This window comes from Parvibaculum sp. (assembly GCF_019635935.1).
In the GTDB taxonomy this organism is placed as follows: Bacteria; Pseudomonadota; Alphaproteobacteria; order Parvibaculales; family Parvibaculaceae; genus Parvibaculum.
Genome location: NZ_JAHBYN010000001.1, coordinates 3,241,624 through 3,264,750, shown reverse-complemented (window position 1 = coordinate 3,264,750; position 23,127 = coordinate 3,241,624). Strand labels below are relative to the sequence as shown.

Sequence of the window (23,127 nt, the reverse complement as noted above, 5' to 3'; positions counted from 1 at the left end):
GCGGCGATGAAGGTTCCATTTTCAGTTTCCCTGGCGATCCTGCTGACGGCCTGTTCGATGGTGCCGGATTATGAGCGGCCGGCGGTCGAGATGCCGGCGGCGTGGAGCGTGGCGGAGGCGGAGGGCGCGCGGGCGGCGGACGCCGCGTGGTGGCGGAATTTTGGCGATGCGGAACTCGACGCATTGATGACGGCGGCGCTGGCGGCCAATCTCGATATCGTGTCGGCGCTGGCGCGGATCGAACAATCGCAAGGCGCGTTGCGCGCGAGCGGCGCGTCGCTTCTGCCGAATGTGTCGGGCAGCGGCAGCGGCGCCAGCCGGGCCATCGATGGCGGACCGTCGCGCGAGAGCGCCAGCATCGGCCTCACGGCGAGTTATGCACTCGACCTCTGGGGCCGCTACCGGGCGCAAGCCGACGCCGCGCGCTCGTCGCTCGATGCCACCGTCTTCGACCGCGATGCGACGCTGCTGATGGTGCAGTCGCAGGTGGCGGTCACCTATTTCAACATTCTGAATGCCAAGGACCGCTTGGCGATTGCCGAGGAATCCTTGACGGCCGCGCGCGAGACCTACCGGATCGCCGAAGCGCGTTACAACGCGGGTAGCACCTCGGCGCTCGACATCGCACAGCAGCGCAACAACATCGCCAATATCGAAGCGGGGATTCCGCCGCTTGAGCGCGACGTCGCCGCCAATCAACATGCCCTGGCGATATTGCTGGGGCGGGCACCGCAGGGTTTTGCGGTGGCGGGCGACAGCACCGCGCATCTGGCTTTGCCCGACATCGCCACCGGGCAACCGGCGGCGCTGCTGGAACGGCGGCCCGACATACGCCGCGCCGAAGCGCAACTCATCGCGGCCAATGCCGATATCGGCGCGGCGCGGGCGGCGTTTTTCCCGAGCCTCGATATTTCGGCTTCGGCGACGCGCAGCTTTGCGACCGCTGCGCCGGCCGAGACCGCGACTTCACTTGCCGCCTCGCTGCTGGCGCCGATTTTTTCGGGCGGGTCGCTGGAAGGCAATCTGCAATCGGCCAAGGGACGGCAGGCGGAACTGGCGGCGAATTACCAGAAAGCCGTGCTGACGTCATTCGGGGAAGTCGAGGATGCACTGGCGAGCGCCGATGCCAATGCACGGCGCGAGGCGCTGCTGACTTCGGCGGCGGCCGAGGCACGGCGGGCCTATGATCTTTCCGAAGCGCGCTACCGGGCGGGGGCCAGCGACCTCTTGTCGGTGCTCGACGCACAGCGCGCCTGGCTGTCGGCGCGGGACAGCGCCGCGCAGGCGCGGCTCAACCGCTACAGCTCGGCCGTCGACCTTTTCGTGGCGCTGGGCGGCGGCTGGGAGAGCTGAGCGCCCTCCCCCTGCCCGTCCATTTGCTCACAACGTGTTGTTCAAGGGCGGCGCTTGCGCGGCTTTCACCGCGCGGCAAAGGCCGCTACTGTCCCTCCAACGAAAACTCACTGGAGGACGTCCCCATGCAAAATCTCATCTCGAAGGAAATCCGCCTCAAGGCGCGGCCGGTCGGCACGCCGAAGGAGAGCGATTTCGAACTCGCCAGCGCCGAGGCGCGGCAGCCGGGCGACGGCGAAGTGCTGGTGCGCAACATCTGGATGTCGGTCGATCCTTACATGCGCGGGCGCATGATGGACCGGGAAAGCTATGTGCCGCCGTTCCAGATCGGCAAGGCGCTGGAGGGCGGCGCGATCGGCCAGGTGGTGGCGTCGAACAGCGACAAGCTGAAGGTCGGCACCTATGTCAACCACATGCTGGGCTGGCGCGAATATGCGACGGCGCCGGCGGCGGGCTTTGCACCGGTCGATCCGTCGCTCGGACCGATTGAAGCCTTTCTCGGCACGCTCGGCATGCCGGGGATGACGGCCTGGGCTGGGCTTTTCAAGGTGGCGGAGCTCAAGGACGGCGAGACGGTTTTCGTTTCGGCCGCATCGGGCGCCGTCGGCTCGGTCGTCTGTCAGCTTGCGAAGGCGCATGGCTGCTATGTGGTGGGCTCGGCGGGCTCGGACGAGAAATGCAAATGGCTCGAAGAAGTGGCCGGCATCGACAAGGCGATCAACTACAAGACCTGCGGCGACCTGACGGCCGCCGTCGCAAAGGCCTTTCCGAAGGGCATCGACGTTTATTTCGAAAATGTCGGCGGCGCGCATCTGGAGGCGGCGATCAATGCGATGCGGCCCAACGGACGGCTCGCGATGTGCGGCATGATCGAACAATATAACGATACGACGCCCCGCCCCGGCCCGACCAATCTCATCCAGATCGTCGGCAAGAGCCTGCGCCTGCAGGGCTTCATCGTTTCCAACTATTTCCAGCACCTGCCGGAATTCTTCGCCGAGATGGGGCCGCTGATCAAAGGCGGCAAGATGCACTGGGAAGAGACGGTGGAAGATGGCATCGAGAATGCGCCGAAAGCTTTTCTCAAGCTCTTTTCCGGCGGCAATTTCGGCAAGATGCTGGTGAAGATCGGCCCGGACAAGGCGGTCTGAGAGGCGGAGGCGAACCACCATGCCGACAAAAGCAAAACGCTGGGTGCTGGCTTCGCGGCCGGCGGGCAAACCGAAGCCGGAGAATTTCCGGCTTGAGGATGTGACGCTGCCCGACCCCGGCGAGCACGAATTGCTGATCCGCACCGAGCATCACTCGGTCGATCCGGGGATGCGCGGACGGCTTTCGGGCGACAGCTACACGGCCGCGCTGCCGGTGGGCGAGACCATCGACAGCGCGATGGTGGGCGTGGTGGAAGCTTCGAACAACGAAAAGTTCGCGGTGGGCGACCGCGTGACCGGCGGCTTCGGCTGGGTCAGCCACGCCATCTCCAACGGGCGCGGCATCCAGAAGCTCGATCCGGCGATCTATCACGGCAAGCTCAGGCCGACGGCGGCGATCGGCGTGCTCGGCATTCCGGGGCTCACCTCCTATTTCGGGCTGCTCGATCTCGGGCAACCGAAAGAGGGCGACACGGTGCTGATCTCGTCGGCCGCGGGGCCTGTGGGCGCCACCGCCGGGCAGATCGCGAAGATGAAGGGATGCCGCGTTGTCGGCATCGCGGGATCGAAAGAGAAGTGCGACTACGTGAAGGGGCTCGGCTTCGACGAATGCTTCTCCTATCGCGGCGCCGATTTGCGCGCGGCCATCGCGGCGGCCTGCCCGGACGGTGTCGACATTTATTTCGACAATGTGGGCGGGGAGATGCTGGATGCGGCGATCCTCAACATGAAGGAGCACGGGCGCATCGTCGTGTCCGGTCAGGTCAGCGAATATAACCGCACCGAAAACGAGCTACGCGGCATCCGCAACGTGACGCGCTTCATCACGCATCGGCTGCGGATGGAAGGGCTGGTCGTCTTCGACTATTTCAAGCAGTTCCGCGAGGCTCAAGGTGAGATGGCCGGGTGGATCCATGACGGAAAGCTCGTCTACACGGAAGACGTGTCGGACGGGATCGAGGGATCGGCGGCGGCCTTTATCGGCCTGTTCGAGGGCGAGAATCTGGGGCGGCGGCTGATCAAGGTCAGCTAGAATTCGTACCGCAGACCCAGCGTCAGGAAGTTCGAGGCGTCGGTGACGCCGTTGAAGGCGCCGAACATGCCCGAACGATGCTGCATGCGCGCGACAAGTGCGATGTCGGGCCGCGACGGCAGGGCGAAAGTCGTTTGCAGGTTCAACTGGTTCAGCAGACGCGAACGGCTGCCGTCGGGCTGCGCCTCAAGCTGCGGAAACTCGGTGGTGTAGGACGGGCCCATGCCGATTGCGGCGGTTGTCAACACATAGTCGTTCCAGGGAAAATCGTGCCAGCGCGCATAAGCGGCCGTGCCGATCTCGTGATAGACCTCGCGGCCATAATGGTAGGCATACATCAGCTCGGCTTCGAAGCTCAGCGACGGACCGTACCAGCCGAGAAGGCGCGAAGCGGTCAGACCCAGCACGTGATCGGTCGAACCTTCGACGTCGAAAAAATTCTCGATGATGTTGCTGAAATTGTTTTCGGTGCCTTCGCCCATGAAAATCGTGACGGCGTAAAGCCTGTCATCCGGCGCCGGGGCACGCCAACCGCTCGAATTGCTCGCCTCTGCGACGCCGGGGGTCGAAAGGAACAGCACCGCGGCAGCGAACCCCGCGATTTTTCGACCGTTCATTGAGCTCATCGGCGATTTCCTTTCGATCCGATTTGCCCCCCGACCCCTTGTAGAGCAAACGACGACAAAGAAAAAGGCCCGGACTTGCCGGGCCTTCTACATATTCATCTGTGTACGGGGTTTTGTCCGGTCGCGTTTCCGGACGGCCAACCAGCATCCACTTGGCCTGGAAACGCTCCTACCAGGCACCGAGCGCGGTGGCGGGCTGGGTGCGCGCATTTTCCACGCGTTCCTTCTTCAGCCCTTCGGCGATCAGAAAGGAGAGTTCCAGCGACTGGCTGGCATTGAGGCGCGGGTCGCAATGCGTGTGGTAGCGGTCGCCGAGCTCGGTCTCGGAAATTGCCTGCGCGCCGCCGATGCATTCGGTGACGTTCTGGCCGGTCATTTCGAAATGAACGCCGCCGGCATGCGTGCCCTCGGCGCGGTGGACAGCCATGAAGGCCTGCACCTCGGCGAGGATGCGATCCACCGGCCGCGTCTTGTAGCCCGACGACGCCTTGATCGTGTTGCCGTGCATCGGGTCGCAGGACCAGACGACCTTCTTGCCCTCGCGCTCGATGGTGCGAATGAGCTGCGGCAGGTGCTTCTCGACATTCTCGGCGCCGAAGCGGCAAATCAGCGTCAGCCGGCCCGGCTCGTTCTTCGGGTTGAGGATGTCGGTCAGACGGATCAGTTCCTCGGGATCGAGCGAAGGACCGCATTTCATGCCGATGGGGTTCTTCACGCCGCGCAGGAACTCGACATGGCCGTGATCGGGTTGGCGCGTGCGGTCGCCGATCCAGAGCATGTGGGCCGAGGTGTCGTACCATTCGCCGGTCGTGCTATCGATGCGCGTCATCGCCTGCTCGTAGCCGAGCAGCAGCGCCTCGTGGCTGGTATAGAACTCCGTCGTGTGGAGCTGCGGCTGGGTGGCGCTGTCGATGCCGCAGGCGCGCATGAAGTCGAGCGCCTCGGTGATGCGGTTGGCCAGCTCCTCGTAGCGCGCGCCCTCGGACCCATCGGCGACGAAGCCGAGGTTCCAGCGATGCACGAAATCGAGATCGGCATAGCCGCCCTGCGCGAAAGCGCGAATGAGGTTCAGCGTCGAGGCCGATTGCGAATAGGCACGCAGAAGCCTGTCGGGATCGGGCACGCGGGCCTTCTCGTCGAACTCGATGCCGTTGATGTTGTCGCCGAGATAGGACGGCAGCGTCACGCCGTCGATGGTCTCGGTGGGCGAGGAACGGGGCTTGGCGAACTGGCCCGCAATGCGCCCGACCTTCACAACCGGCGAGGAGGCGGCGAAGGTCAGCACAACCGCCATCTGCAGCAGCACACGGAACGTGTCGCGGATATTGTCGGCGGAGAATTCGGCGAAGCTCTCGGCGCAGTCGCCGCCCTGAAGCAGGAATGCACGGCCCTCGCAGACCTCGGCGAGTTCTGCCTTCAGCTTGCGGGCCTCGCCTGCAAAAACGAGCGGCGGATAGGAGCGCAGGCGCTCTTCGACAGCGGCCAGGGCCGCCGCATCCGGGTAGCTCGGGAGATGCTTTGCGGGCTTGGCACGCCAGCTCTCCGGTTTCCAGGTCTCCGCCATCGTCGTCACTCCGAAACGAAAGAAAGCGCGCGGGCTTCGGGCCAGATGCCCGGCGGCGCCGCACGCTCCTCATATGGAAGGCCGAGTTATAGGCCACAAGGGCTCTAAAGGGAAGCCTAAGCCCTTGATCGCGCTTGAGGACAAGGAAATGCGGTTAATCGGCCGCCTGTTGCGCGGGCGGCTGCCACTTGTCCCGGAGCGTCACCAGCTCCTCCGCCGCCGTGGGGTGGACGGCAATTGTGGCGTCGAACTGGGCCTTGGTGGCGCCCATCGTGACGGCGATGCCGATGGCCTGTATCAGTTCGCCGGAGGCGGGGCCCATCAGATGGACGCCGAGCACCTTGTCCGTCTTCGCATCGACCACGAGCTTCATGAAGCTGCGTTCCTGCGAACCCGAGAGCGTGCTCTTCATGGCGCGGAAGGCGGTCTTGTAGATGTCGATTTCCGGGTCGCGGGCGCGGGCATCGGCTTCGGTGAGGCCGACGGTTCCCAACTCCGGCTGAGAGAAGACCGCTGTCGGGATGATCGAATGATCGACCTTTACATCCCTGCCGCCATAAACGGTGTCGGCGAAGGCGTGGCCCTCGCGGATCGCCACCGGGGTGAGATTGGCACGGTCGGTTACGTCGCCGACGGCATAGATGCCCGGAACGGAGGATTGCGAATAACCGTCGACGACAATCTCGCCCGACTTGCCGAGCTTCACACCGACGGATTCCAGACCGAGGCCCTTTGTGTTCGGCACGCGCCCGGTCGCATACATGACAATGTCCGTCTTCACGACATCGCCATTGGCGAGCGTCAGACAAAGTTCGCCGCCCTTCTTTTCGATGGCGGCGATGTCGGCATTCATCCGCAGATCGACACCCTTTTTCGTCATTTCTTCGGCGAGAAGCGCGCGCAGGTCGTCGTCGAATCCACGCATGAACAGCGGACCGCGATAGAGCTGCGTGGTCGCGGCGCCGAGACCGTTGAAAATGCCGGTGAACTCGACCGCGATATATCCGCCGCCCACGACAACAACGCGCCTGGGCAATTCTTCCAGATGGAACGCCTCGTTCGAGGTGATCGCGTGTTCGATGCCCGGCAGATCGGGCAGGAATGGCGTTGCGCCGACCGCGATCAATATGCGCTCGGCGGTGACCTTCTTGCCGGTTCCGGCAAGAAGGACCGTGTGCGCGTCCGCAAGGGTTGCACGGCTCTCGATGATTTCGACGCCGGCGTTTTGAAGGTTGCGGATATAGATGCCATTCAGGCGGTCGATTTCCTTGTCCTTGTTCGCAACAAGGGTCTTCCAGTCGAAGGAGGTTTCGCCAACCGTCCAGCCGAAGCCCGCCGCCTCCTCGAATTCCTCGGCGAAATGACTTGCGTAGACCAGCAGCTTTTTCGGCACACAGCCCCTGATGACGCAAGTGCCGCCGACGCGATATTCCTCGGCGACGGCGACCTTCGCGCCGTAACTCGCCGCGATGCGCGCCGCGCGCACGCCACCCGAGCCGGCGCCGATGACGAAAAGGTCGTAGTCGTATTTGGGCATGGCTCCGGCTCCGGTCGCTGCTGACCTATTTCTTTTCGATGATATCGGTGCCCGACGGCGTTCCTACAATGGCCAGCGACGCGATGCCGACGAACAATCCATTGTCGACGACGCCCGGAATGCGGTTCAGCGCGGGCGCCAGCGCGTCCGCATCGGGGATCGCTCCGAAAGCGCAGTCATAGATGAAGTTGCCATTGTCGGTGAAATAGGGCTCGCCGTAGTCGTCGGCACGGCGCGACATCTTGCCGGTGCAGCCGAGCGCGCCCGCCACTTCGGCGATCTTGCGCGCGGTGACCGGGGCGCCGAAGGGCACCACCTCAACCGGCAGTGGAAAGGCGCCGAGCGTCTTCACGAGTTTCGACGCATCGGCAATGACGATCATGCGGTCGGACGCCGTCGCGACGATCTTCTCGCGCAGCAGCGCGCCGCCGCCGCCCTTGATGAGCCGCAACTCGATGTCGAGTTCGTCGGCGCCGTCGACGGTGATGTCGAGATGCGGCGTGTCGTCGAGATTGGTCAACGGGATGCCGAGACTTTCGGCGAGCTTGCCGGTGCGTTCCGATGTCGGTACGCCGACAATTTCAAGACCTTCCTTGACGCGCGCGCCGAGTGCGCGGACGAAATGCTCGGCGGTCGAGCCGGTGCCGAGACCGAGCTTCATGCCGGGCTCGATGAAATCCAGCGCGCGGACGGCCGCCGCCTTCTTCTGTTCGTCGGCATTCATGCGTCAGAGCCCCGCCATTGCGACATATTTGATTTCAAGAAATTCCTCGAGACCCCAGGGCCCGCCTTCGCGGCCAAGCCCGGATTCCTTGTAGCCGCCAAAGGGCGCAACTTCGGTCGAGATCAACCCGGCATTGACGCCGACAAGCCCGCATTCGAGCGCCTCGGCGACACGCCAGACACGGCCAATGTCGCGGCTGTAGAAATAGGATGCGAGGCCGAAGGGCGTGTCGTTGGCGAGCGCGATCGCTTCATCCTCGGTGTCGAAGCGGAAGACCGGGGCAAGGGGGCCGAAGGTTTCCTCGCGCGCGGCCTTCATTTTCTGCGTCATCCCCGAAATGACCGTCGGCTCGAAGAAGGAACCGCCTCTCGCGTGGCGCTTGCCGCCGGCGCGGACCGTCGCACCGCCGGCGATCGCGTCCGCCACATGCTCCTCGACCTTCTCGACCGCGGCCATGTCGATCAGCGGGCCCTGCACGACGCCATCATCGAAGCCGGAACCGACTTTCAGTTGCGCGACCTTCGCCGCCAGCTTGTCGACGAATTCGCCATGCACCGCGGATTGAACGAGGAAACGGTTGGTGCAGATGCAGGTCTGGCCGGTGTTGCGGTATTTCGAGGCGACCGCGCCTTCGACCGCCGCGTCGATGTCGGCATCGTCGAAAACGATGAAGGGTGCGTTGCCGCCGAGTTCGAGCGAGACCTTCTTGACGGTGGAGGCCGCCTGCTTCATCAGCTCCTTGCCGATTTCGGTGGAGCCGGTGAAGGTCAGTTTGCGGACGAGCGGGCTCGACGTCATTTCGCCGCCGATGGCGCCGGCCTTTCCGGTGAGAACACTCAGCAATCCGGCGGGCAGACCGGCGCGTTCGGCAAGCTCTGCCAACGCAAAGGCCGAGAGCGGCGTTGCGGTGGCCGGCTTCACCACCATCGCGCAACCGGCGGCGAGCGCCGGCGCGGCCTTGCGCGTGATCATGGCGGCCGGAAAATTCCACGGTGTGATGGCGGCGCAAACGCCGATGGGCTGTTTCAGCACGACGATGCGACGGTCGGACGTCGGCGCCGGCACGATCGAGCCGTAAACGCGTTTGGCTTCCTCCGCATAAAACTCGATGAAAGCGGCGGCATAGGCGATTTCGCCCTTGGCCTCGGCGAGCGGCTTGCCCTGCTCGGCCGTCAGGATCGCGCCGAGATCGTCCTGGTTCTGCATCATCAGATCGAACCAGCGCCGGAGTATGGCCGCGCGCTCTTTCGCCGGACGTGCGGCCCACGCCTTTTGCGCGCGCGCCGCGGCTTCGAGGGCGCTGCGCGTCTCGGCCTCGCCGAGCGAGGGCACCGTCACGATCGTCTCGCCCGTCGCCGGGTCGGTCACGGCGATCTGCGGCGCCTTGTCGCCCACCCATTTTCCGTCGATATAACAACGGCTTTTCAGCAGGGTTTTGTCCTTGAGGCGATCGGCAAGCGTCATAAGAAGTCCTTTGGAATAACCGGCGGCGGTCTGTATCCTGCCCCCTTGTTAGCACTCCGGCCCGGTGCCGGAAAGAGGCCGGAAAAGACCCCAGCGCATGAAGGCTACCGCATTCTTTTCAGAGACTTACGCCGAAGCCCGCGCGCGCTTTCTGACGGCGGCGGATGCGGCGGGCGGGCGCATTGCGACTTATGAGAACATGCCGGCGCGCGGACCCGGCGATACACGGCTTTTCACCGATACCGCGTGGTTCGGACCTGCGGATGCCGGAACGGTGTTGCTCAATACTTGCGGCACACACGGCGCGGAGGGCTATGGCGGATCGGCGGCGCAGCTTGCCTGGATCGGCGATGGCGGGCCCGCGCGGCTGCCACACGGCGTCGCGGTGCTGATGGTGCATGCCGTCAATCCGTTCGGCTTCGCCTGGGGGTTGCGCGGCACCGAGAACAATGTCGATCTCAACCGCAATTTTCTCGATCACAACGCGCCGCATCCCGAAAATCCATTTTACGACGAGTTGCATCCGTTGCTTTGCCCCGAGCGGATCGACGACGCGGCCATCCAGAAAATGCTGGTGGCGGGCGCGCGCTTCATCGAACGGCACGGACAATGGGCGCTCGAAGACGCGATCAGCCGCGGGCAGTACACGCATCCCGACGGCTATCATTTCGGCGGGCTGGCGCCTGAATGGTCGAACCTGACGATGCGGCGCATTGTGCGCGAGGCGCTGCCACGCGCGCATCGCGTCGGCTTCATTGACTGGCATTCGGGGCCGGCGGGCGACGGGGAGCTGATCCATCTTTGTTTTTCGGACCCCAGGGGTTCAGGTTTTTCGCGCGCTGCCTCGTGGTGGGGGCGCGAGGCGCTGGACCCCAAGACCGTCGACACGATGTGGGGGTCGAAGCGGCCGACGCGGCGCGGTATCATGTTCTGGGGGCTTGAGGCGCAACTCGGGCCAAGGGCCGAATTTGCCGGCGCCGTCATCGAATTTCGTTCGGCGCAAACGAAAGGCAATGCGGCGAAGGCAATGCGCGTGCCGATGCTCGAACGCTGGCTGCGCTTCGTGGGCGGCTTCGATGCACCGGAAGCGCCGGGCTATTTCGAGGAAATCCGCGACGATTACGCGCCGCGCCGGCAATCCTGGCAGGAGAACGTCGTCGCCAACGCACTCGCCTGCTACGAGACGACGCTGGCCGGGCTCGGACGATGGGAACGCGAAGGATTGCGCGCAGCGGATTGAGCGTCAGTCCAGCGCGAAGTCGTAGCGCACTTCTGTGATGCGCGGATAGCGGGCGAAGCCGACGGGACGGCGGGCAGCGAGGCGGCCGCCCATGCGTTCGTAGAAATGGCGCGCCTTCGGATTTTCCTCCAGCACCCAGAGATGCGCCGCACGGTGGCCGAGACATCCGATCTCATCGAAGAGATGCGTCAGCAATTCACGGCCGAGCCCGTGCCCGTGGTCCTGCCGCCTCACATAAAGCGTCGTTACCTCGGCATCGCGCATATGACCGAAACCGACGGGTGCGCCCGATTGTTCGGCGATCCAGGCGATACCTTCGCCGAGCGCGCGGCGCCATTCGGCCGTCGAACGGACGACATCGAGCCCGTCGAGGACCGGTTGCGGCAGGATGCCCGGATAGGCCTCGCGCCAGCAGGCGACCTTCAGACGCGCGATCGTCTCCTCGTCGGCGCCAGGCCGGGCCATCCGCATCCGGTATCGGGTCAGCACATTCATGGCGCCATCATGCCGCAAAAACGGCCCCCTGCCGATGGCGAAATGGACCTGTCGCGACCCGTGGCACCGGGAGACTTGCCAGCGCCTAAGGCCCATGCGAGACAGACCGGGCCGCAACTTGCCCGGATGAACATGCCCCGCCCCACCCTGCTTTTCGATCTCGACGGTACGCTGGCCGACACCGCGCTCGATCTCTGCGAGACGATGAACGTCATTCTGGAGATGCATGGGCGCGCGCGCGTGCCGCAGGAGCGGGTGCGGCATCTGGTGGGCGGCGGGGCGCGGCTGCTGCTGGAGCGCGGCTTCCGCGAAACGGGCGCGCCGGCCGACCAGGCGCAACTCGACCGGAGCTTCAACGAATTCATCGACTATTACAGCAAGCATATCGCCGACCACACGAAGCTCTGGCCGGGGGTGCGCGACCAGCTCGACTGGCTTGCCGAGCGGGAAGCGCTGCTTGGCGTCTGCACCAACAAGCCCGAACAGCTGTCGCGGCAATTGCTGGAGATGCTCGGCATCGACCGCTATTTCCCGGTGGTGATCGGCGGCGACACGCTGCCGGTCAAGAAGCCCGATCCCGAACATCTGTTCGAGGCGATCCGCCGGCTCGACGGCGATGCCGGCCATTCGGTGATGGTGGGCGACTCCGACGCCGACGTCGAGGCCGCTAAAAATGCGCGTATTCCCTCGATCTGCGTCAGCTTCGGCTATACGCGGGTGCCGGTGGCCGAACTCGGCGCCGACCTGGTCATCGACCATTTCGACGCGTTTCCGGCAGCGCTGGCGACGCTGTTGCCGGGACATTTCGGCCGGGCTTGACCGGTCAAAGCTGCCGCCCTATAGACGGGCTCTTCCGGACGGTTAGCTCAGTTGGTAGAGCACTGTGTTCACATCGCAGGGGTCACTGGTTCGAGTCCAGTACCGTCCACCATATATATTCCTTATATATCAGTTATTTATCTGTTCCTCGTGATCCGCCGGCGTGATCGTTGCCACAGGAAAGGCCACAGAAACCGATGCCCCGGCCCCACTTCCCGAATGACGCCCCGATCGACACCATCGGCCAGCTCGCCCGCGCCGAGCCGCGCTGGGTCCGGCTTTACTGCGAGACGATCGGCTGTGGCCGCCACACGGCCGTTGCGCTGGTGCCGCTCGTCATCCGCTGGGGCCCGGACGCGCCGCGCCAATGGCTGCTGACGCGCTTCCGATGCGCCAGATGCGGCCGCCGCAACAGCTCGATCCGAGCGCCGTCGAACATGGGCAGCCATGGGCCGGAGCCGTTTCCGGCCGCGCAATAAAAAAGCCCCGCTCCGGTTTCCCGGGCGGGGCCTTAAATGATCCGGAGGGGGTAGGAGCCCGCCGTCTCGGTCTGTTGCCACGTCCCGCTGCAACGAATCGATCGCCTTGCGGGGCTGTGCTGCGGGCCGGGACTCAAACCCGGAATACGCCGGACATAGAACATTGCGACTCGTCAGTGCCGCGTCCCCGACTTCGCCTATTGGCTTTCAGCGTCTATCAATTCCGCCACATGCAGCATCGCCATTATAGCACGCGGCTGAAAAGAAAAAAGCCCCGCACTCCATTTCTGGAGGCGGGGCAAGTTCAGGGAGGAAACGTCCATGAAAGCGCCGGCTAGAGGCGGCGCCATCGGCCTGGACGGGGGCCGATTCAGTCGGGCGTCACCGCCTTGGTCAGCGCCGCGTGTCGCCGCTGGCAGGCGTAATAGGCTTCCGCCACTTCGCCGAGCTTGCGCAGCACGGCCGCGCCCGTGGCGTCAGGGAGCGGCGTCAGGTCTGGGCACGGGGCGGTCAGGTTCGGCGGCAGCAGCGCGCGGTCCGGCAAGAGCGCGGTTTGCGGCGCGCAACCCGTCATCGTCGAAACAGCGATCGCGATAGACAGGCCTTTCAACAATCCGGTCGACCTCGACCGTGATCTCCCGATAGACGATTTCGGCATCGGCGCTCTCCTTTTCGAGTTCGGTCGCGGCGCCATGCGCCTTCTCGGCTTCGGCGTCCTTGCTTTTCTGCGACGCCTCGACCAGTCCCGCGATTTGCGCGTCGCATTTTGCCGCCCGCCAGTCCCATGCGGCCCAGAAGCCGCCGCCGAACAGCGCCAGCCCGATGATGATCGTCGCGACATTCGGCATCTCAGTTCCCTCCCGGCCGCGCCAGCGGCAGCGGTGACTTCTTCGCACCCGTCCCGTCATTGTCGGCAATCCGCAGCCACGCCCCCGGCCCCGCCGCATGCGCGGCGCGCGCCAGCACCGGATAGACCGCCGCATAGGCGTCCTGCGACGCCGACACCGCCAGAGCCCCGTCCGGCCCCGTCATCTTGCCGCGCCCGGTCAGGATGCAGCCCTCGGAATTCGTGTGATAATTCCCCCAGTGAATGAGGATCTCGGAGAAATTCGGCACCGCCATCAGCCGCACCATGCCAAGATGATCGCCGCCGGCCTTCGCCATGATCCGCGCCGCCTGCGCATCGAAGCGCGATGTCCCGATGGGTTTCAGTTCCAGCCGGTAGAGCCCGGCCGGGATGCGCGTCTCGCCCGGCACTTTCGGCGCGGCGCGGAAGCGATCCTCCAGCGTCAGGCACAAGAGCCGGCCGCCGACGGAGAGTTCGCCCCGCGTCGCCAGCCCGTCATGTTCCAGCCGGTCGAGCGCGAAAGTGATCTCGCTCATTCGCCTTTCCTCCGCCCGCTGAGATATTTGTCGAGCAGCGCCTGAAAGCCGTCCGGGCCCAGATAGCTGACGATCAGCACCAGCCCCTGCGCCGCGCGGCCGTCGAGGCCCAGATAGGCCGCAATCGCCATGCCGGCGATGAAGCCCACCAGCACGCCCGGCACCTCGGCCAGCAGTTCGAGCCCGAAAAATCGCCGCTCGCCTTTCTGGCAAAGCCGCACATGCCAGATCATCCGGCCGAGACCCGCGGCGAACAGCGCCGAATCCAGAACCGCCCAGATCCCGGCCGTCACAGTGACAACCGCCTGTTCCCCATGCCGCACGATCATCGGCCGCCCCCGTTCATCAGCATCAATCCGATCAGCAGCAGCGCCAGTATCCCCCAGCGCCACGTATGGTCCTGCACGCAAGGGTGACGCCGCCACGCCGCCCGCGCTCTTTCAATTTGCGATTTCATGGAACCTCCGGCCAATGGCTGTCATCGGTGAAGTCTTCGGGCGGCGCGCCTCGCTCATTCCCCGGCGGTCTCGGCCTCATACGACATGGCGATTGCCTCTTCAGCGCCGTCGCCTTCGCGAAGGGCGAAATTGCCGAGGAATTTTTCGCCCTCGAAAACCGTCCACACATTGCCTTTCAGGCGCGGATCGGTAAAAGGCTGTGCCGTCCGTACAGGTGTCGTCATATGTTTGCTCCCCTGAAAATGAGCACCAGCGTGCGCAACGCATCGGTGCGGTTTTGAAGACCGAGCCGCCCCAGCGACCGGGCGGAAAGCGTGAACAGACCGTCCGCGCCGGTCGTGCCGGTGAGCTCGGTGTCAGTCAACAGCGTCGGTGCCGTGCCGAGCCCGCCGACCGCGCTTTTCACGTCGATGCTCCGGCTACCGGTCGAATGCAGCCGGGCGTAATAGGTCGTCGGCCGGATCGTCGCGGCGGCGCGGGTGATCAAATCGATGTCGCCGACGAAATTCGCGCCGAGATCGACCTCCACGGCCGCGTCGTCGGCGATGGACAGCGAAAATGCGAGAAGCCCGATTGCCGGGTTGCCCGATACGCCATCGCCGTTCGAAGCCAGTGTCTGCCCGAACACACCCTGGATCGTCCGCGCCGCCGACGCGCCGTTTGCACCGGTGCGGGAAACAAACCCGTTGGCATCAGGGTCGTCCATCTTGTCGTTGAGGGCGGCGGTCACGGCCGAGGTGTCGGCCTTGTCGGCCAGTGCTGCCTTGTCGGCGGACGTGTAAACAAGCCCGACCCGCCATGCCTCACCGTCGAACCGCCATCTGTAGCGCGGACCGACGACGAGATCGTTCTCGCCCAGTGCGTCGCCGGCTTCGTCAAGAAGGTCGTCGGCCGAGCCGCCGTTCCATTCCAGCGTCGAGCCGCCCTCCGGCGAGGCGTGATTGACCGTCGCCTCGAAGGTCAGCCCTTCATAGGGCGTGCCGGCGCGGTTCGACTGAAACGTATAGGCGCCCGCCGACCCGCCGGTCGCACGGTTGCTGTCGGCGGTTTCCGCCACGGTGTTGTAGATGTCCTGCGACGCGATCAACTTCACGATCTTGTCGCCCGGCGCGAAGCTGACCCGGCTGCCGGTCGAGGATGAAATGAGTTTTCCGCGCGAGATCGTCGACGGATCGCCGGCCGTCAGCTCGCCCTCGAAAATCTCCCAATCGGTCGGCGCGGCCGGATTGACCTCCACCATCCATGTCCCGGTCTTGCCGTCGAGGATGTCGCCATTGCGAAATCCCGGAACGGTCGAGCCGAGCGTGATCGCGCCGGTCCCCTCCGTCGTCGTCGTCATCTTGATCATGTCGGCGAAAGTTTTCATCACAGCGATTCCTTGATCTCGAAGACTTTTGTGTGGACGCCGAATTGCGGATGCCGCACGGGCGAGGATTCCGTCAGCGTGCCGATGATGGTCTTGCGCGGCTTGTTCTCGGGATCGAGGATCGCCAACACCTGACGGCTGACGCCGGCCAGCCGCGACAGATCCATCATCGCCTCGGCTTCTTCGGCATCGAGCCGTTCAAGCGCGAAGGCCACGCGACGGCGGCGCGGGCCCTCGTCCCACCAGTCGGCGCCGCTGCGCGCGCCCTCCGAGCCGGTCGAGAGGTCTTCCCACCAGTCGGCGGGGTCGTAGGAATAATTGATGCGCGGCGACCAGACCGGCCCGGCCCAGGCAAGCCCGGTGTCGAGCGCCGCCACGCCGGAGGCGCCGTATTGAAAACGCCAGTTGCGAAACGTCACCTCCTCTCCGGGCATGTAGACGTGGTAGCCGTGGCCGGGCGCGAGCCCCAGCGGCACCGCGCCGCTGTCATGCAGCGCGCCGCTGCCGCCGAGCTCGGCGCTTGCATCGAGCAGATGTCTCACGGTGCCGCCCGCCAGCGGCGTGTCGCGCGGAAACCGCAGCGCAAAAACCCCCGCCTCCTCGTCGCCGGGAAGCGTGCCCTGCCCCCAGGCGTTCATGTCGAGGCTGCGCCAGCGCTTGCCGACACGCGGATCGGCAAGGTTCTGCACCGGCATGTTGCCGGCCGCCACCGACGCCGACAGCACGGCCGCCGGATCGCGCACATGATTGATCCAGCTCAGGATCAGATTGCCCATCAGCCCCACACCCTTATGACGATCGTGTCGCGATCGGCGTCGTTGCGAATGCCGAGCACCCGCCAGTTGCGGCGCTGGCCAAGGCCGTGACGGGGCCACGAAAGACTGACGACCTCGCTGAGATCGATCAGGTAGCCCACACGCGGCAAGGTCACGCGGTAGCGGCGCCTCGGTGTGCCGTGCAGCGCCATCCCGTCCGCCGCCACGGCATCGGCGTCCGCCTCATCGATCAGCAGCGACGGCCAGACCGGCGGGTTGAAAGCCTCGGGCTGGGCGGTCAGGATCGCGAGATTCTCGACCGCCTTGCCGGCGACGCGTTGCGGATCGGCGAGCACCTGCCGCCGGTCGTCGGATACATCGCTCGAAATCTCCGAGCCGCGCTGCAACGTCCAGTTGCGCGCGAAGCCGACCGGGTTGCGGTAGCGGATCGGCGGCGAAGGCTCGGGCTCGACATTGATGATGTCGGCCGGGTCGATCCAGTGCTGCGCGCCCTGTGTCTGTGGGGCGGCATGACGAAACGCGCGAACAAACCCGGCCTGGCTCACATCCCAATAGGCGCCGACCGAGCCCAGAACCTCGCCCAGCACTTCCGCGCCGGTCTTGCGCGCCGCATCCTCGGTCGAAAGCCAGACGCCGCAGCGATAGGCTGGCAGGGTGTCGAAGCTCGGCTTGTTGGCGCGCGCCGGATTGATATCGCCGATCGATGTCGCGAGCCGCCAGGCGACGCCCGAAACTGTATCCGTGAAGACGCCGGAAAGACGGTCGCCCTTGACATCGGCCGTGATCGCGCCGGTGGGCGAAGACCCGAGGCGGAAGAGACCGAGCGCCCGGCAGGTGATGAAATGCCCGGCCGCGATGTCGGCGGCAGCCAGCGCCGTGTAATCCGCGACATCGCCCGCGCTGCCGATCGACGTGTCGCGCGTCAGTGCAAGCCCGCGGTCGTAAACCGCACTCACGCCTTCGGCCGACCGGTAGTGCCACTGATAGATCAGCAGGAACGGTTCGATCAACGGCGGGGAGACATTGAAAGGGCAGCCGAGCGCGAGCGGCTTGTGCTTGCCGGTCATTTCCGCCGTGCCGTCCGCCCCGCCGGTGCCGCCATAGGTTTCCTTCTGCAGCACCCGGTCGAGCGGCAGCGCGCGGTCGCGCACCATGATCCGGACGCTCTGCGCCGAGGCCTCGAAGCGGTCGCCGAGCACATTCCCGATCGGGTGGAAATCGCGATACGGCGCCATATAGGGCCCGTAAAGCACCCTGATCTCGCGTCCGTCGATCGTATTGGCGTTGACGACGCCGTCCCAGCCGCCGTCGCGGTTCTCGATCTCGATGAACCCGTATTGACGCGCCGCGCGGCGCGGTTCCTCGGGCTGCAGCGGCACGGCGCGCTCGAGCACCAGCGGCGTCTTGACGCGGGCGTCGTACCAGATGTTCGGCTTCTGGCTGTCGTCCGGCGCGCCGACCCATTCGCGATCCGAAAGCTGGTGCAACGTCTCGCCGAAATCGAGACCCGCGCCTTCGCCGCTTTCGCCCAGCGCCAGTTCGCCCACCGCTCCCGGCGTGCCGCCCGCCGTGATCGTCGCCGCCCCGGCCGGCAGCATCGCCACCTCGACCAGATATTGTCCGGCGCCGTCCGCGCGGCGCACCAGATCGAAAAATCCCGGCGTCACGGTGATGACGTCGACGCTGTTGAGCCGGAGCGCGATCGCGATGCCGTCAAGCGGCACGTCCGTACCGCCGGAGGCGACGACATCGCCGGTCGCCATGTCGATGGCAATGCCGCTCAACGCCACCAGCGCGCCGCCGGTGACCGTGACGCTCGCCGCTTCCACCCCGATCGCAATGCCGTCAAGCGCGACATCGGCGCCGCCCGTCGCGACCGCGCTGCCTGCCGCAACCTCAATGCCGATCCCGTCGAGCCCGACATCGGCGCCGCCCGTCGCGGCGGGCGAAGAGGCGGCGAGTTCGATCGCAATCCCGTCGAGCCCGACATCGGCGCCGCCGGTCGCCACAGCCGGCGTAAGCGCCAGCACGATGACGATGCTGTCGAGCAGCACCGTGACGCCGCCGAAAGCCAGGGTTTCGCCAATGGCTGTTTCGCCAATGGCGCCGGAACCGATGGACATCGGTTAGGCCGGGTCTTGCAGCCGCAACACGGCGTTGGCCGCATCCGGCGCCGGCGGCGCGACGCGGAACGGGCCGCCATCGGACGAGCGGTCAGCCTCGAAGTCGAAGATGCCGACGATGCGATTGGATTTCGAGGCGTTGTAGAGCACCGCATAGCGCGCGGTCAGCGTCGAGCCCTCCCAGACGACATCGTCGAAGTCGATAAACACCGTTCGGAGGTCGCCCTCGCCGCCTTCGACGGCCGGGCCGGTCACCGCGGCCTCCTTGCCGCCGGCGGTATAGCCGGTCCCCGAGACTTCGTTCGATGTCGAATAGACCGTCGACGCGACGCTGAACGACGCCGCGCTGGTGTAGAGCGCCAGCATGAAGGTGTCTTCGTCGAAATCGTGGATGCCCTGCAAGATCTCGATGCGGAAGCTGGTGGGTTCGTATGCCGACATGATCGATCGCTCCTAGGCTGCTATCTGCTCGCGCAGCAGGGTGAATTCGCGCAAAAGCCGTTCGTTGACTTCCTTGAGTTTCTCGAACCCTTCCTCCAGCGCCTTGACGTTCTCGCTGCCGGTTGCGCGAACCGATGCGTCGATACGTTCCATCACGTAGCGATCGGAGGTGAGTTCGCTGCCGAGCGCCGCGAGGTCGCCGCGCACGGTCTGCTCGAATTGCGCCGCCATCGGCGTCGAGGCATAGCGTTCGAAAACGGACGCGAGGAATGTCTGTGCCGAGGATGTCAGCCGTCCGGTATCGACAAGCTCGCCGCCTTCGATCGCCGACAGAGCGGATGCCCGCGCCGCCTCGTATTGACGCTGCGATTCCTCGAACTTCCGCAGCGGCGACAGAGACGACGCATCCGAAAGCGCCTGCCGGTCGAGGAACTGGAGGATGTTCGAACCGGCCGCGATGCTCTCCTGATAGAAGCCGAGACGGAACCGGGCCTCGTTGTCGTTCGCGGCCTGCGCCGAGGCCTTCACCGCCGCGTCGAAATCCGACAGCGACTTGATGATTTCCTTGTCGAGAATTCCCGAGAGGCGGTTGAACTGTTTCGCCGTCAAAATCTGCTGGTCGACCAGTTCCTGCGCCGCCGCGAGTTGCGCGTTGCGTTCGATATTGAGCGTCAGGCGCAGCGCGCCGCGGTCGTTTCCATCGAGCGCCATTTCGCGCAGGCGCAGGCCCTGGTTGAACGACTGCCGCTGAGCCTGACGCTGCGCCTCGATGGCCTCGATCTCCCGGCGGCGCGCCGCGATGGCGGCGTCCGTCGAAACGCCGAGCTCGGCGGCCGTGGCAATCAGCGCGTTCCATTTTTCCCGAACCGCCTCGAACATATCGGACACGGTTTGCGGGGTGCCTTCCTTGACCAGCGCCTTGAGCTGCGTCACGAAATCGAGGCCGCCGATGATTTCCTCGGCGCTGCTGCCACGATCGATAATCGTCTTGTAGTCCTGGTCCTTGATGCCCCACATGCCCTTGGCGAATTCGGCGATCATCCATTGCAGCGCCGCTTCCGGGTCACTGAACTGACGCTGCTGCGCGTTGCCGAAACTTGCGTTCGGACCGCCGACATAAGCCTGAAATCCGTCGCGCTCGCCGGCGACGATATAGGCGCCGGCCCGGCCGGTGCCGCCGGTCAGGTTCTGCAGCGCCTGCGCGGCTTCGAGAAACGCCGCGGCGATTTGCTGGCTGGCATCGATCGTCGCCTGGCTGCGCTCCTTCGGATCGAAGATCGGGTTGCCGAGCGTCCCGCCGCGCGTGTCGATCTGCGTCATTGCGAATTTGTTGGACGGCTTGCCGCCGAAAAGCGAAGAGGCAAGGCTGCCGACAAGGCCGCCGACAATGGCACCGATTGGACCGCCCGCCGCGCCAAGCGTCGCGCCCAGCATGGAGCCGCCGATACCGCCCGCCGCGGAGAGGCCAAGATCGATTGCCATATTTCCGCTTGTGAGTCCAAGCATGCCGCCGAGAAGGCCGCCGATGCCTGCATAGGGCAGGTTGCCGAGCGCGCCGGCGAAGTTGGCGCCGAGCCCCGTCACCATCGAACCGCCCTTCGGCATCGCCATGCTGAGGCCAAGCGCCGCGCCGATGCCGGAATTCGCGATGTCGAGGCCGATGCCGGTCAGGAACGACGACGACAGCCCGCCGCTGAACAGCGAGCCGAGCGAGCCGAGGCCTCCGAACATCCCCCCGCCGCCCTGAACGATATTGGCCGCGACGCCGGGCAGACCGCCCCCGGGACCGGCAATCCCGAAGGCGCCCGCCGCACCTCCTACGACCGACATAACCACCGGCATGATGATCCGGGCTTTCAGAAACTCGGCCGCCATGTTGGCGATGAAGCGCTTGACGCCGGCCATCGCGCCGTCCCACAAGTTCTTGAACGCCGATTGCCCGCCGCGCTCGGCATTGACGAAGCCGTCAACGAGGAATTGCGAAATGTCGCCGGAAATGTCCTCTGCCTTTTTCCGCACGTCGTCCCAGAACCGCGCCTGCTCGTCATAGGCCTTCTGCATGTCCCATTCGCGCATCAGCTCCGGCACACGCTCCAGCGTCAGCGCGTATTCCCGTTCGAGCCGGTTGCGATGCTCCATGCGCTCGATTTCGATCTCGCGCGCGCGGCGAAGGGACGGATCGGAAATCATCGCGGCCTGCGCACGAGCCTGCGCGATGGCCGTCGCCTGCTTTTCAAGGGCGAGAGCCTGGGTCGCCGCAAGGTTCTGTTCTGCTTTGGCCTGTTCAATCAGCGCGTCGGTCAGCGCCTTGACGTTGACGAACTCGTTCTTGAGCGCCGCCATGCGCGCCTGGTGCATGGCCTGCGCGCGAAGGCCGGCTTCGGTCGTCTGCGCATAGCCGGCTGCGATGGCCTTGAGGCCCTTCACCTCGGCCTCGATGGCGACGAGCTGGTCTGCCGCCGCCTTACGCAGGTCCTGCTTCTTTTTCGTCAAGGTCTCGACCGCGGCGGCATTCTGGTTCACCATCTCAGTGAATCCGGCAAATGCTTTTTCCAGTCCCTCGACGGTCGCGCGGGTCTCGGCGATCTCGTTCGCCCTTGACCTCAACGATGCTGTGTATCCACCCGCCGCGCTCGCAAGCGCTCCGGCGATGGGACCTATTCCGGGTAGAGCCCGCAGGATCGTCGCCAGAGAGTTGGCGCGAGTCTCGGCGGCATCGAACAGCACGCCGATCTGCGACAACGACCTTTCGACGGCCGAACTGGTCTCGGTTGCGACCGAGTTGATTGAGCTCGCCGTCGCGTCCACGAGGTCCGACAAATCCTCCCATGCTGCACGCATGTAGTCCCCAGCCGTCGCCGCCTCCTCCGCAACTGGACGAATCTGATCGCGGAAGACGTAGGCCGCGGTCCCCAACGCGGTGAAGGTGATCAGCAGCGCCCCAAGCGGATTTGCAGCGAGGGCGGCCGTCATACCAATCCATGCGGCCTGGATTTGCTTAATCCCGACACCGAGAAGGGCCGCCCGCACGGTCGTCGCGCCGAGCGCCATCTCAAGCGCAACAAGCTGGCCGATATTTGCGGCGATCGCGGCGGCGAGACGCGCACCGAACGCGGCGAGCAACGCCGTGCCGGCCACAACCGCCAACCGGGCGACCAGTTCGAGATTGTCTGCGACCGCGACCAGCGAAATCGCGAAACTCTCCGAAAGGCCGTTGGCCTGATCGTAGACCCCGACCAGTTGCAAGGTTGCGTTGCGGAGCAACATGAAGCCGTCCGCGATGGTCGCGGGCATCGATTCCGCTTCCTCGCGCAGTTTTTCGAGCTGCGTGGTGATGCCGAACAGGTCGCGCGAGGTGATCTTGCCCTCGGCGCCGAGCCGTCGAAGTTGGTTGACGGTCGTGCCCATGCTGTCCGCAAGCGCTTCGGCGACACGGCCGCCCACCTGGATCACGGTGTTGAGGTTTTCGCCCTGCAGCGTGCCGAGTGCCATCGCCTTCGAGAGCGCGTTCTGGACCGATGTCGCCCGTTCGGCTTTTGCACCCGATACCACGAGGGCGTTGTTCAGTGCTTCGGTAAAGTCGAGCTGCTGCTGTGTGGTGTAGCCGAGCTCGCGCAGCGCCGTCGAATTGTTGATGAAGGCGTTCGTCGTGGTCTCGATCGCCGAATATGTGCGCCTGGCCATCACCTGCAGCCGGTCCATCACTTCCGGCGCCATCTGCATGCTTCGAACGGCGATGCCGACACGGGCGTTCAGATCGCTCCAGGTGTCGGCGAAGTTCGCAAGGGTCGCAATGCCGGCGGCGACCGAAAGACCCGCGATCAGCCGTGTCGCAGTACGCCACAGCCGGTCCGAAGCACCTTCGGCGCGCTGCAGGCCGTCCGCCGCCTTTTGCGCCGCCCGGTCCGTTCGAAGCAAAGCCGCTTCTGCGTCAGCACCACCTTTTCGGGAGCCGGTGCCGAGACCAAGCGCGGCGCGCTCCGCCTTGGCAGCAGCCGCCGTCATGCGGTCGAGATGCTTCTCGCTCTCGACCACGCTGCCGCTGACCACCTCCAGTCCAAGCCGGGCTATGTCTTCCATGATCGGTCCCGGTAC

Annotated in this window: 22 protein-coding genes and 1 tRNA gene; 7 read left to right on the top strand and 16 right to left on the bottom strand. The window is 65.2% G+C overall.

All coding sequences use genetic code 11. From position 1 onward, the window contains the following. The first annotated feature begins 6 nt into the window (after nt 1-6). The 3 genes from KF719_RS16135 (at nt 7) to KF719_RS16125 (ending at nt 3,537) form a co-directional block, all read left to right on the top strand. Complete coding sequence (locus tag KF719_RS16135) at nt 7-1,353, top strand: efflux transporter outer membrane subunit (RefSeq protein ID WP_293510097.1); 1,347 nt, start codon at nt 7-9, stop codon at nt 1,351-1,353. Nucleotides 1,354-1,478: 125 nt separating this feature from the next. Continuing rightward, complete coding sequence (locus KF719_RS16130; protein ID WP_293510095.1) at nt 1,479-2,504, top strand: NADP-dependent oxidoreductase; 1,026 nt, start codon at nt 1,479-1,481, stop codon at nt 2,502-2,504. Nucleotides 2,505-2,523: 19 nt separating this feature from the next. Next, nucleotides 2,524-3,537, top strand: a complete 1,014-nt coding sequence (locus tag KF719_RS16125; protein ID WP_293510093.1) for an NADP-dependent oxidoreductase — start codon at nt 2,524-2,526, stop codon at nt 3,535-3,537. Here the strand turns inward: KF719_RS16125 and KF719_RS16120 are convergent. The 5 genes from KF719_RS16120 to KF719_RS16100 form a co-directional block, all read right to left on the bottom strand. Beyond that, nucleotides 3,534-4,163, bottom strand: a complete 630-nt coding sequence (locus tag KF719_RS16120) for a hypothetical protein (RefSeq protein ID WP_293510091.1) — start codon at nt 4,161-4,163, stop codon at nt 3,534-3,536. The genes KF719_RS16125 and KF719_RS16120 overlap by 4 nt on opposite strands. 169 nt (nt 4,164-4,332) lie before the next feature. Continuing rightward, complete coding sequence (locus tag KF719_RS16115; RefSeq protein ID WP_293510089.1) at nt 4,333-5,727, bottom strand: class II 3-deoxy-7-phosphoheptulonate synthase; 1,395 nt, start codon at nt 5,725-5,727, stop codon at nt 4,333-4,335. 154 nt (nt 5,728-5,881) lie between these two features. Next, on the bottom strand, nt 5,882-7,264 hold the full coding sequence (gene gor / locus KF719_RS16110) for a glutathione-disulfide reductase (protein ID WP_293510087.1): 1,383 nt from the start codon (nt 7,262-7,264) through the stop codon (nt 5,882-5,884). Nucleotides 7,265-7,289: 25 nt separating this feature from the next. Further along, nucleotides 7,290-7,988: a ribose-5-phosphate isomerase RpiA gene (rpiA, locus tag KF719_RS16105; RefSeq protein WP_293510086.1), complete on the bottom strand. Its 699-nt coding sequence runs from the start codon at nt 7,986-7,988 to the stop codon at nt 7,290-7,292. 3 nt (nt 7,989-7,991) lie between these two features. Further along, nucleotides 7,992-9,452 carry an NAD-dependent succinate-semialdehyde dehydrogenase gene (locus KF719_RS16100; RefSeq protein WP_293510084.1) on the bottom strand — a complete coding sequence of 487 codons (1,461 nt, stop codon included), beginning with the start codon at nt 9,450-9,452 and terminating at the stop codon, nt 7,992-7,994. Nucleotides 9,453-9,549: 97 nt separating this feature from the next. Here KF719_RS16100 and KF719_RS16095 point away from each other — a divergent pair, with 97 nt between their 5' ends. Continuing rightward, entirely contained in the window at nt 9,550-10,692 is a 1,143-nt protein-coding gene (locus KF719_RS16095; protein ID WP_293510082.1) for a M14 family metallopeptidase, read from the top strand. A 3-nt stretch (nt 10,693-10,695) separates the two neighbouring features. On the opposite strand, the gene KF719_RS16090 is transcribed toward KF719_RS16095, so the two are convergent. Continuing rightward, nucleotides 10,696-11,187, bottom strand: a complete 492-nt coding sequence (locus tag KF719_RS16090) for a GNAT family N-acetyltransferase (protein ID WP_293510080.1) — start codon at nt 11,185-11,187, stop codon at nt 10,696-10,698. Nucleotides 11,188-11,319: 132 nt separating this feature from the next. On the opposite strand from KF719_RS16090, the gene KF719_RS16085 reads away from it, so the two are divergent. From KF719_RS16085 to KF719_RS16075, 3 genes are all read left to right on the top strand, one after another. Continuing rightward, a complete protein-coding gene (locus KF719_RS16085) occupies nt 11,320-12,006 on the top strand; it encodes an HAD family hydrolase (protein WP_293510078.1) in 687 nt (228 codons plus the stop codon). A gap of 36 nt (nt 12,007-12,042) precedes the next feature. Continuing rightward, nucleotides 12,043-12,118: transfer RNA gene (locus KF719_RS16080), tRNA-Val, on the top strand. A gap of 85 nt (nt 12,119-12,203) precedes the next feature. After that, nucleotides 12,204-12,485 carry a hypothetical protein gene (locus tag KF719_RS16075; RefSeq protein WP_293510076.1) on the top strand — a complete coding sequence of 94 codons (282 nt, stop codon included), beginning with the start codon at nt 12,204-12,206 and terminating at the stop codon, nt 12,483-12,485. A gap of 476 nt (nt 12,486-12,961) precedes the next feature. On the opposite strand, the gene KF719_RS16070 is transcribed toward KF719_RS16075, so the two are convergent. Genes KF719_RS16070 through KF719_RS16025 form a run of 10 tightly spaced genes read right to left on the bottom strand, consistent with a single transcriptional unit; the run spans nt 12,962 to nt 23,112 of the window. Next, nucleotides 12,962-13,333, bottom strand: a complete 372-nt coding sequence (locus tag KF719_RS16070) for a hypothetical protein (RefSeq protein ID WP_293510075.1) — start codon at nt 13,331-13,333, stop codon at nt 12,962-12,964. Nucleotide 13,334: 1 nt separating this feature from the next. After that, nucleotides 13,335-13,868, bottom strand: coding sequence for a DUF5675 family protein (locus tag KF719_RS16065; RefSeq protein WP_293510074.1), 534 nt, complete (start codon nt 13,866-13,868; stop codon nt 13,335-13,337). Beyond that, entirely contained in the window at nt 13,865-14,161 is a 297-nt protein-coding gene (locus KF719_RS16060; RefSeq protein ID WP_293510072.1) for a phage holin family protein, read from the bottom strand. Before KF719_RS16060 ends, KF719_RS16065 begins: the two co-directional genes overlap by 4 nt. 32 nt (nt 14,162-14,193) lie before the next feature. Next, nucleotides 14,194-14,325 (bottom strand): hypothetical protein, encoded by a 132-nt coding sequence (locus KF719_RS16055; RefSeq protein ID WP_293510070.1) that lies wholly within the window; start codon nt 14,323-14,325, stop codon nt 14,194-14,196. Nucleotides 14,326-14,379: 54 nt separating this feature from the next. Next, nucleotides 14,380-14,550: a hypothetical protein gene (locus tag KF719_RS16050; RefSeq protein ID WP_293510069.1), complete on the bottom strand. Its 171-nt coding sequence runs from the start codon at nt 14,548-14,550 to the stop codon at nt 14,380-14,382. Then, the gene (locus KF719_RS16045; RefSeq protein WP_293510067.1) at nt 14,547-15,692 is read right to left on the bottom strand and encodes a hypothetical protein; all 1,146 of its coding nucleotides are present in this window, start codon (nt 15,690-15,692) and stop codon (nt 14,547-14,549) included. The genes KF719_RS16050 and KF719_RS16045 overlap by 4 nt, the downstream gene beginning before the upstream one ends. After that, nucleotides 15,692-16,468: a hypothetical protein gene (locus KF719_RS16040; RefSeq protein WP_293510066.1), complete on the bottom strand. Its 777-nt coding sequence runs from the start codon at nt 16,466-16,468 to the stop codon at nt 15,692-15,694. The genes KF719_RS16045 and KF719_RS16040 overlap by 1 nt, the downstream gene beginning before the upstream one ends. Continuing rightward, the gene (locus tag KF719_RS16035; protein WP_293510065.1) at nt 16,468-18,591 is read right to left on the bottom strand and encodes a hypothetical protein; all 2,124 of its coding nucleotides are present in this window, start codon (nt 18,589-18,591) and stop codon (nt 16,468-16,470) included. Before KF719_RS16035 ends, KF719_RS16040 begins: the two co-directional genes overlap by 1 nt. Nucleotides 18,592-18,594: 3 nt before the next feature. Further along, complete coding sequence (locus KF719_RS16030) at nt 18,595-19,032, bottom strand: hypothetical protein (protein ID WP_293510063.1); 438 nt, start codon at nt 19,030-19,032, stop codon at nt 18,595-18,597. Between the two features lie 12 nt (nt 19,033-19,044). Continuing rightward, the gene (locus KF719_RS16025; protein WP_293510061.1) at nt 19,045-23,112 is read right to left on the bottom strand and encodes a tape measure protein; all 4,068 of its coding nucleotides are present in this window, start codon (nt 23,110-23,112) and stop codon (nt 19,045-19,047) included. Nucleotides 23,113-23,127: the final 15 nt, after the last annotated feature.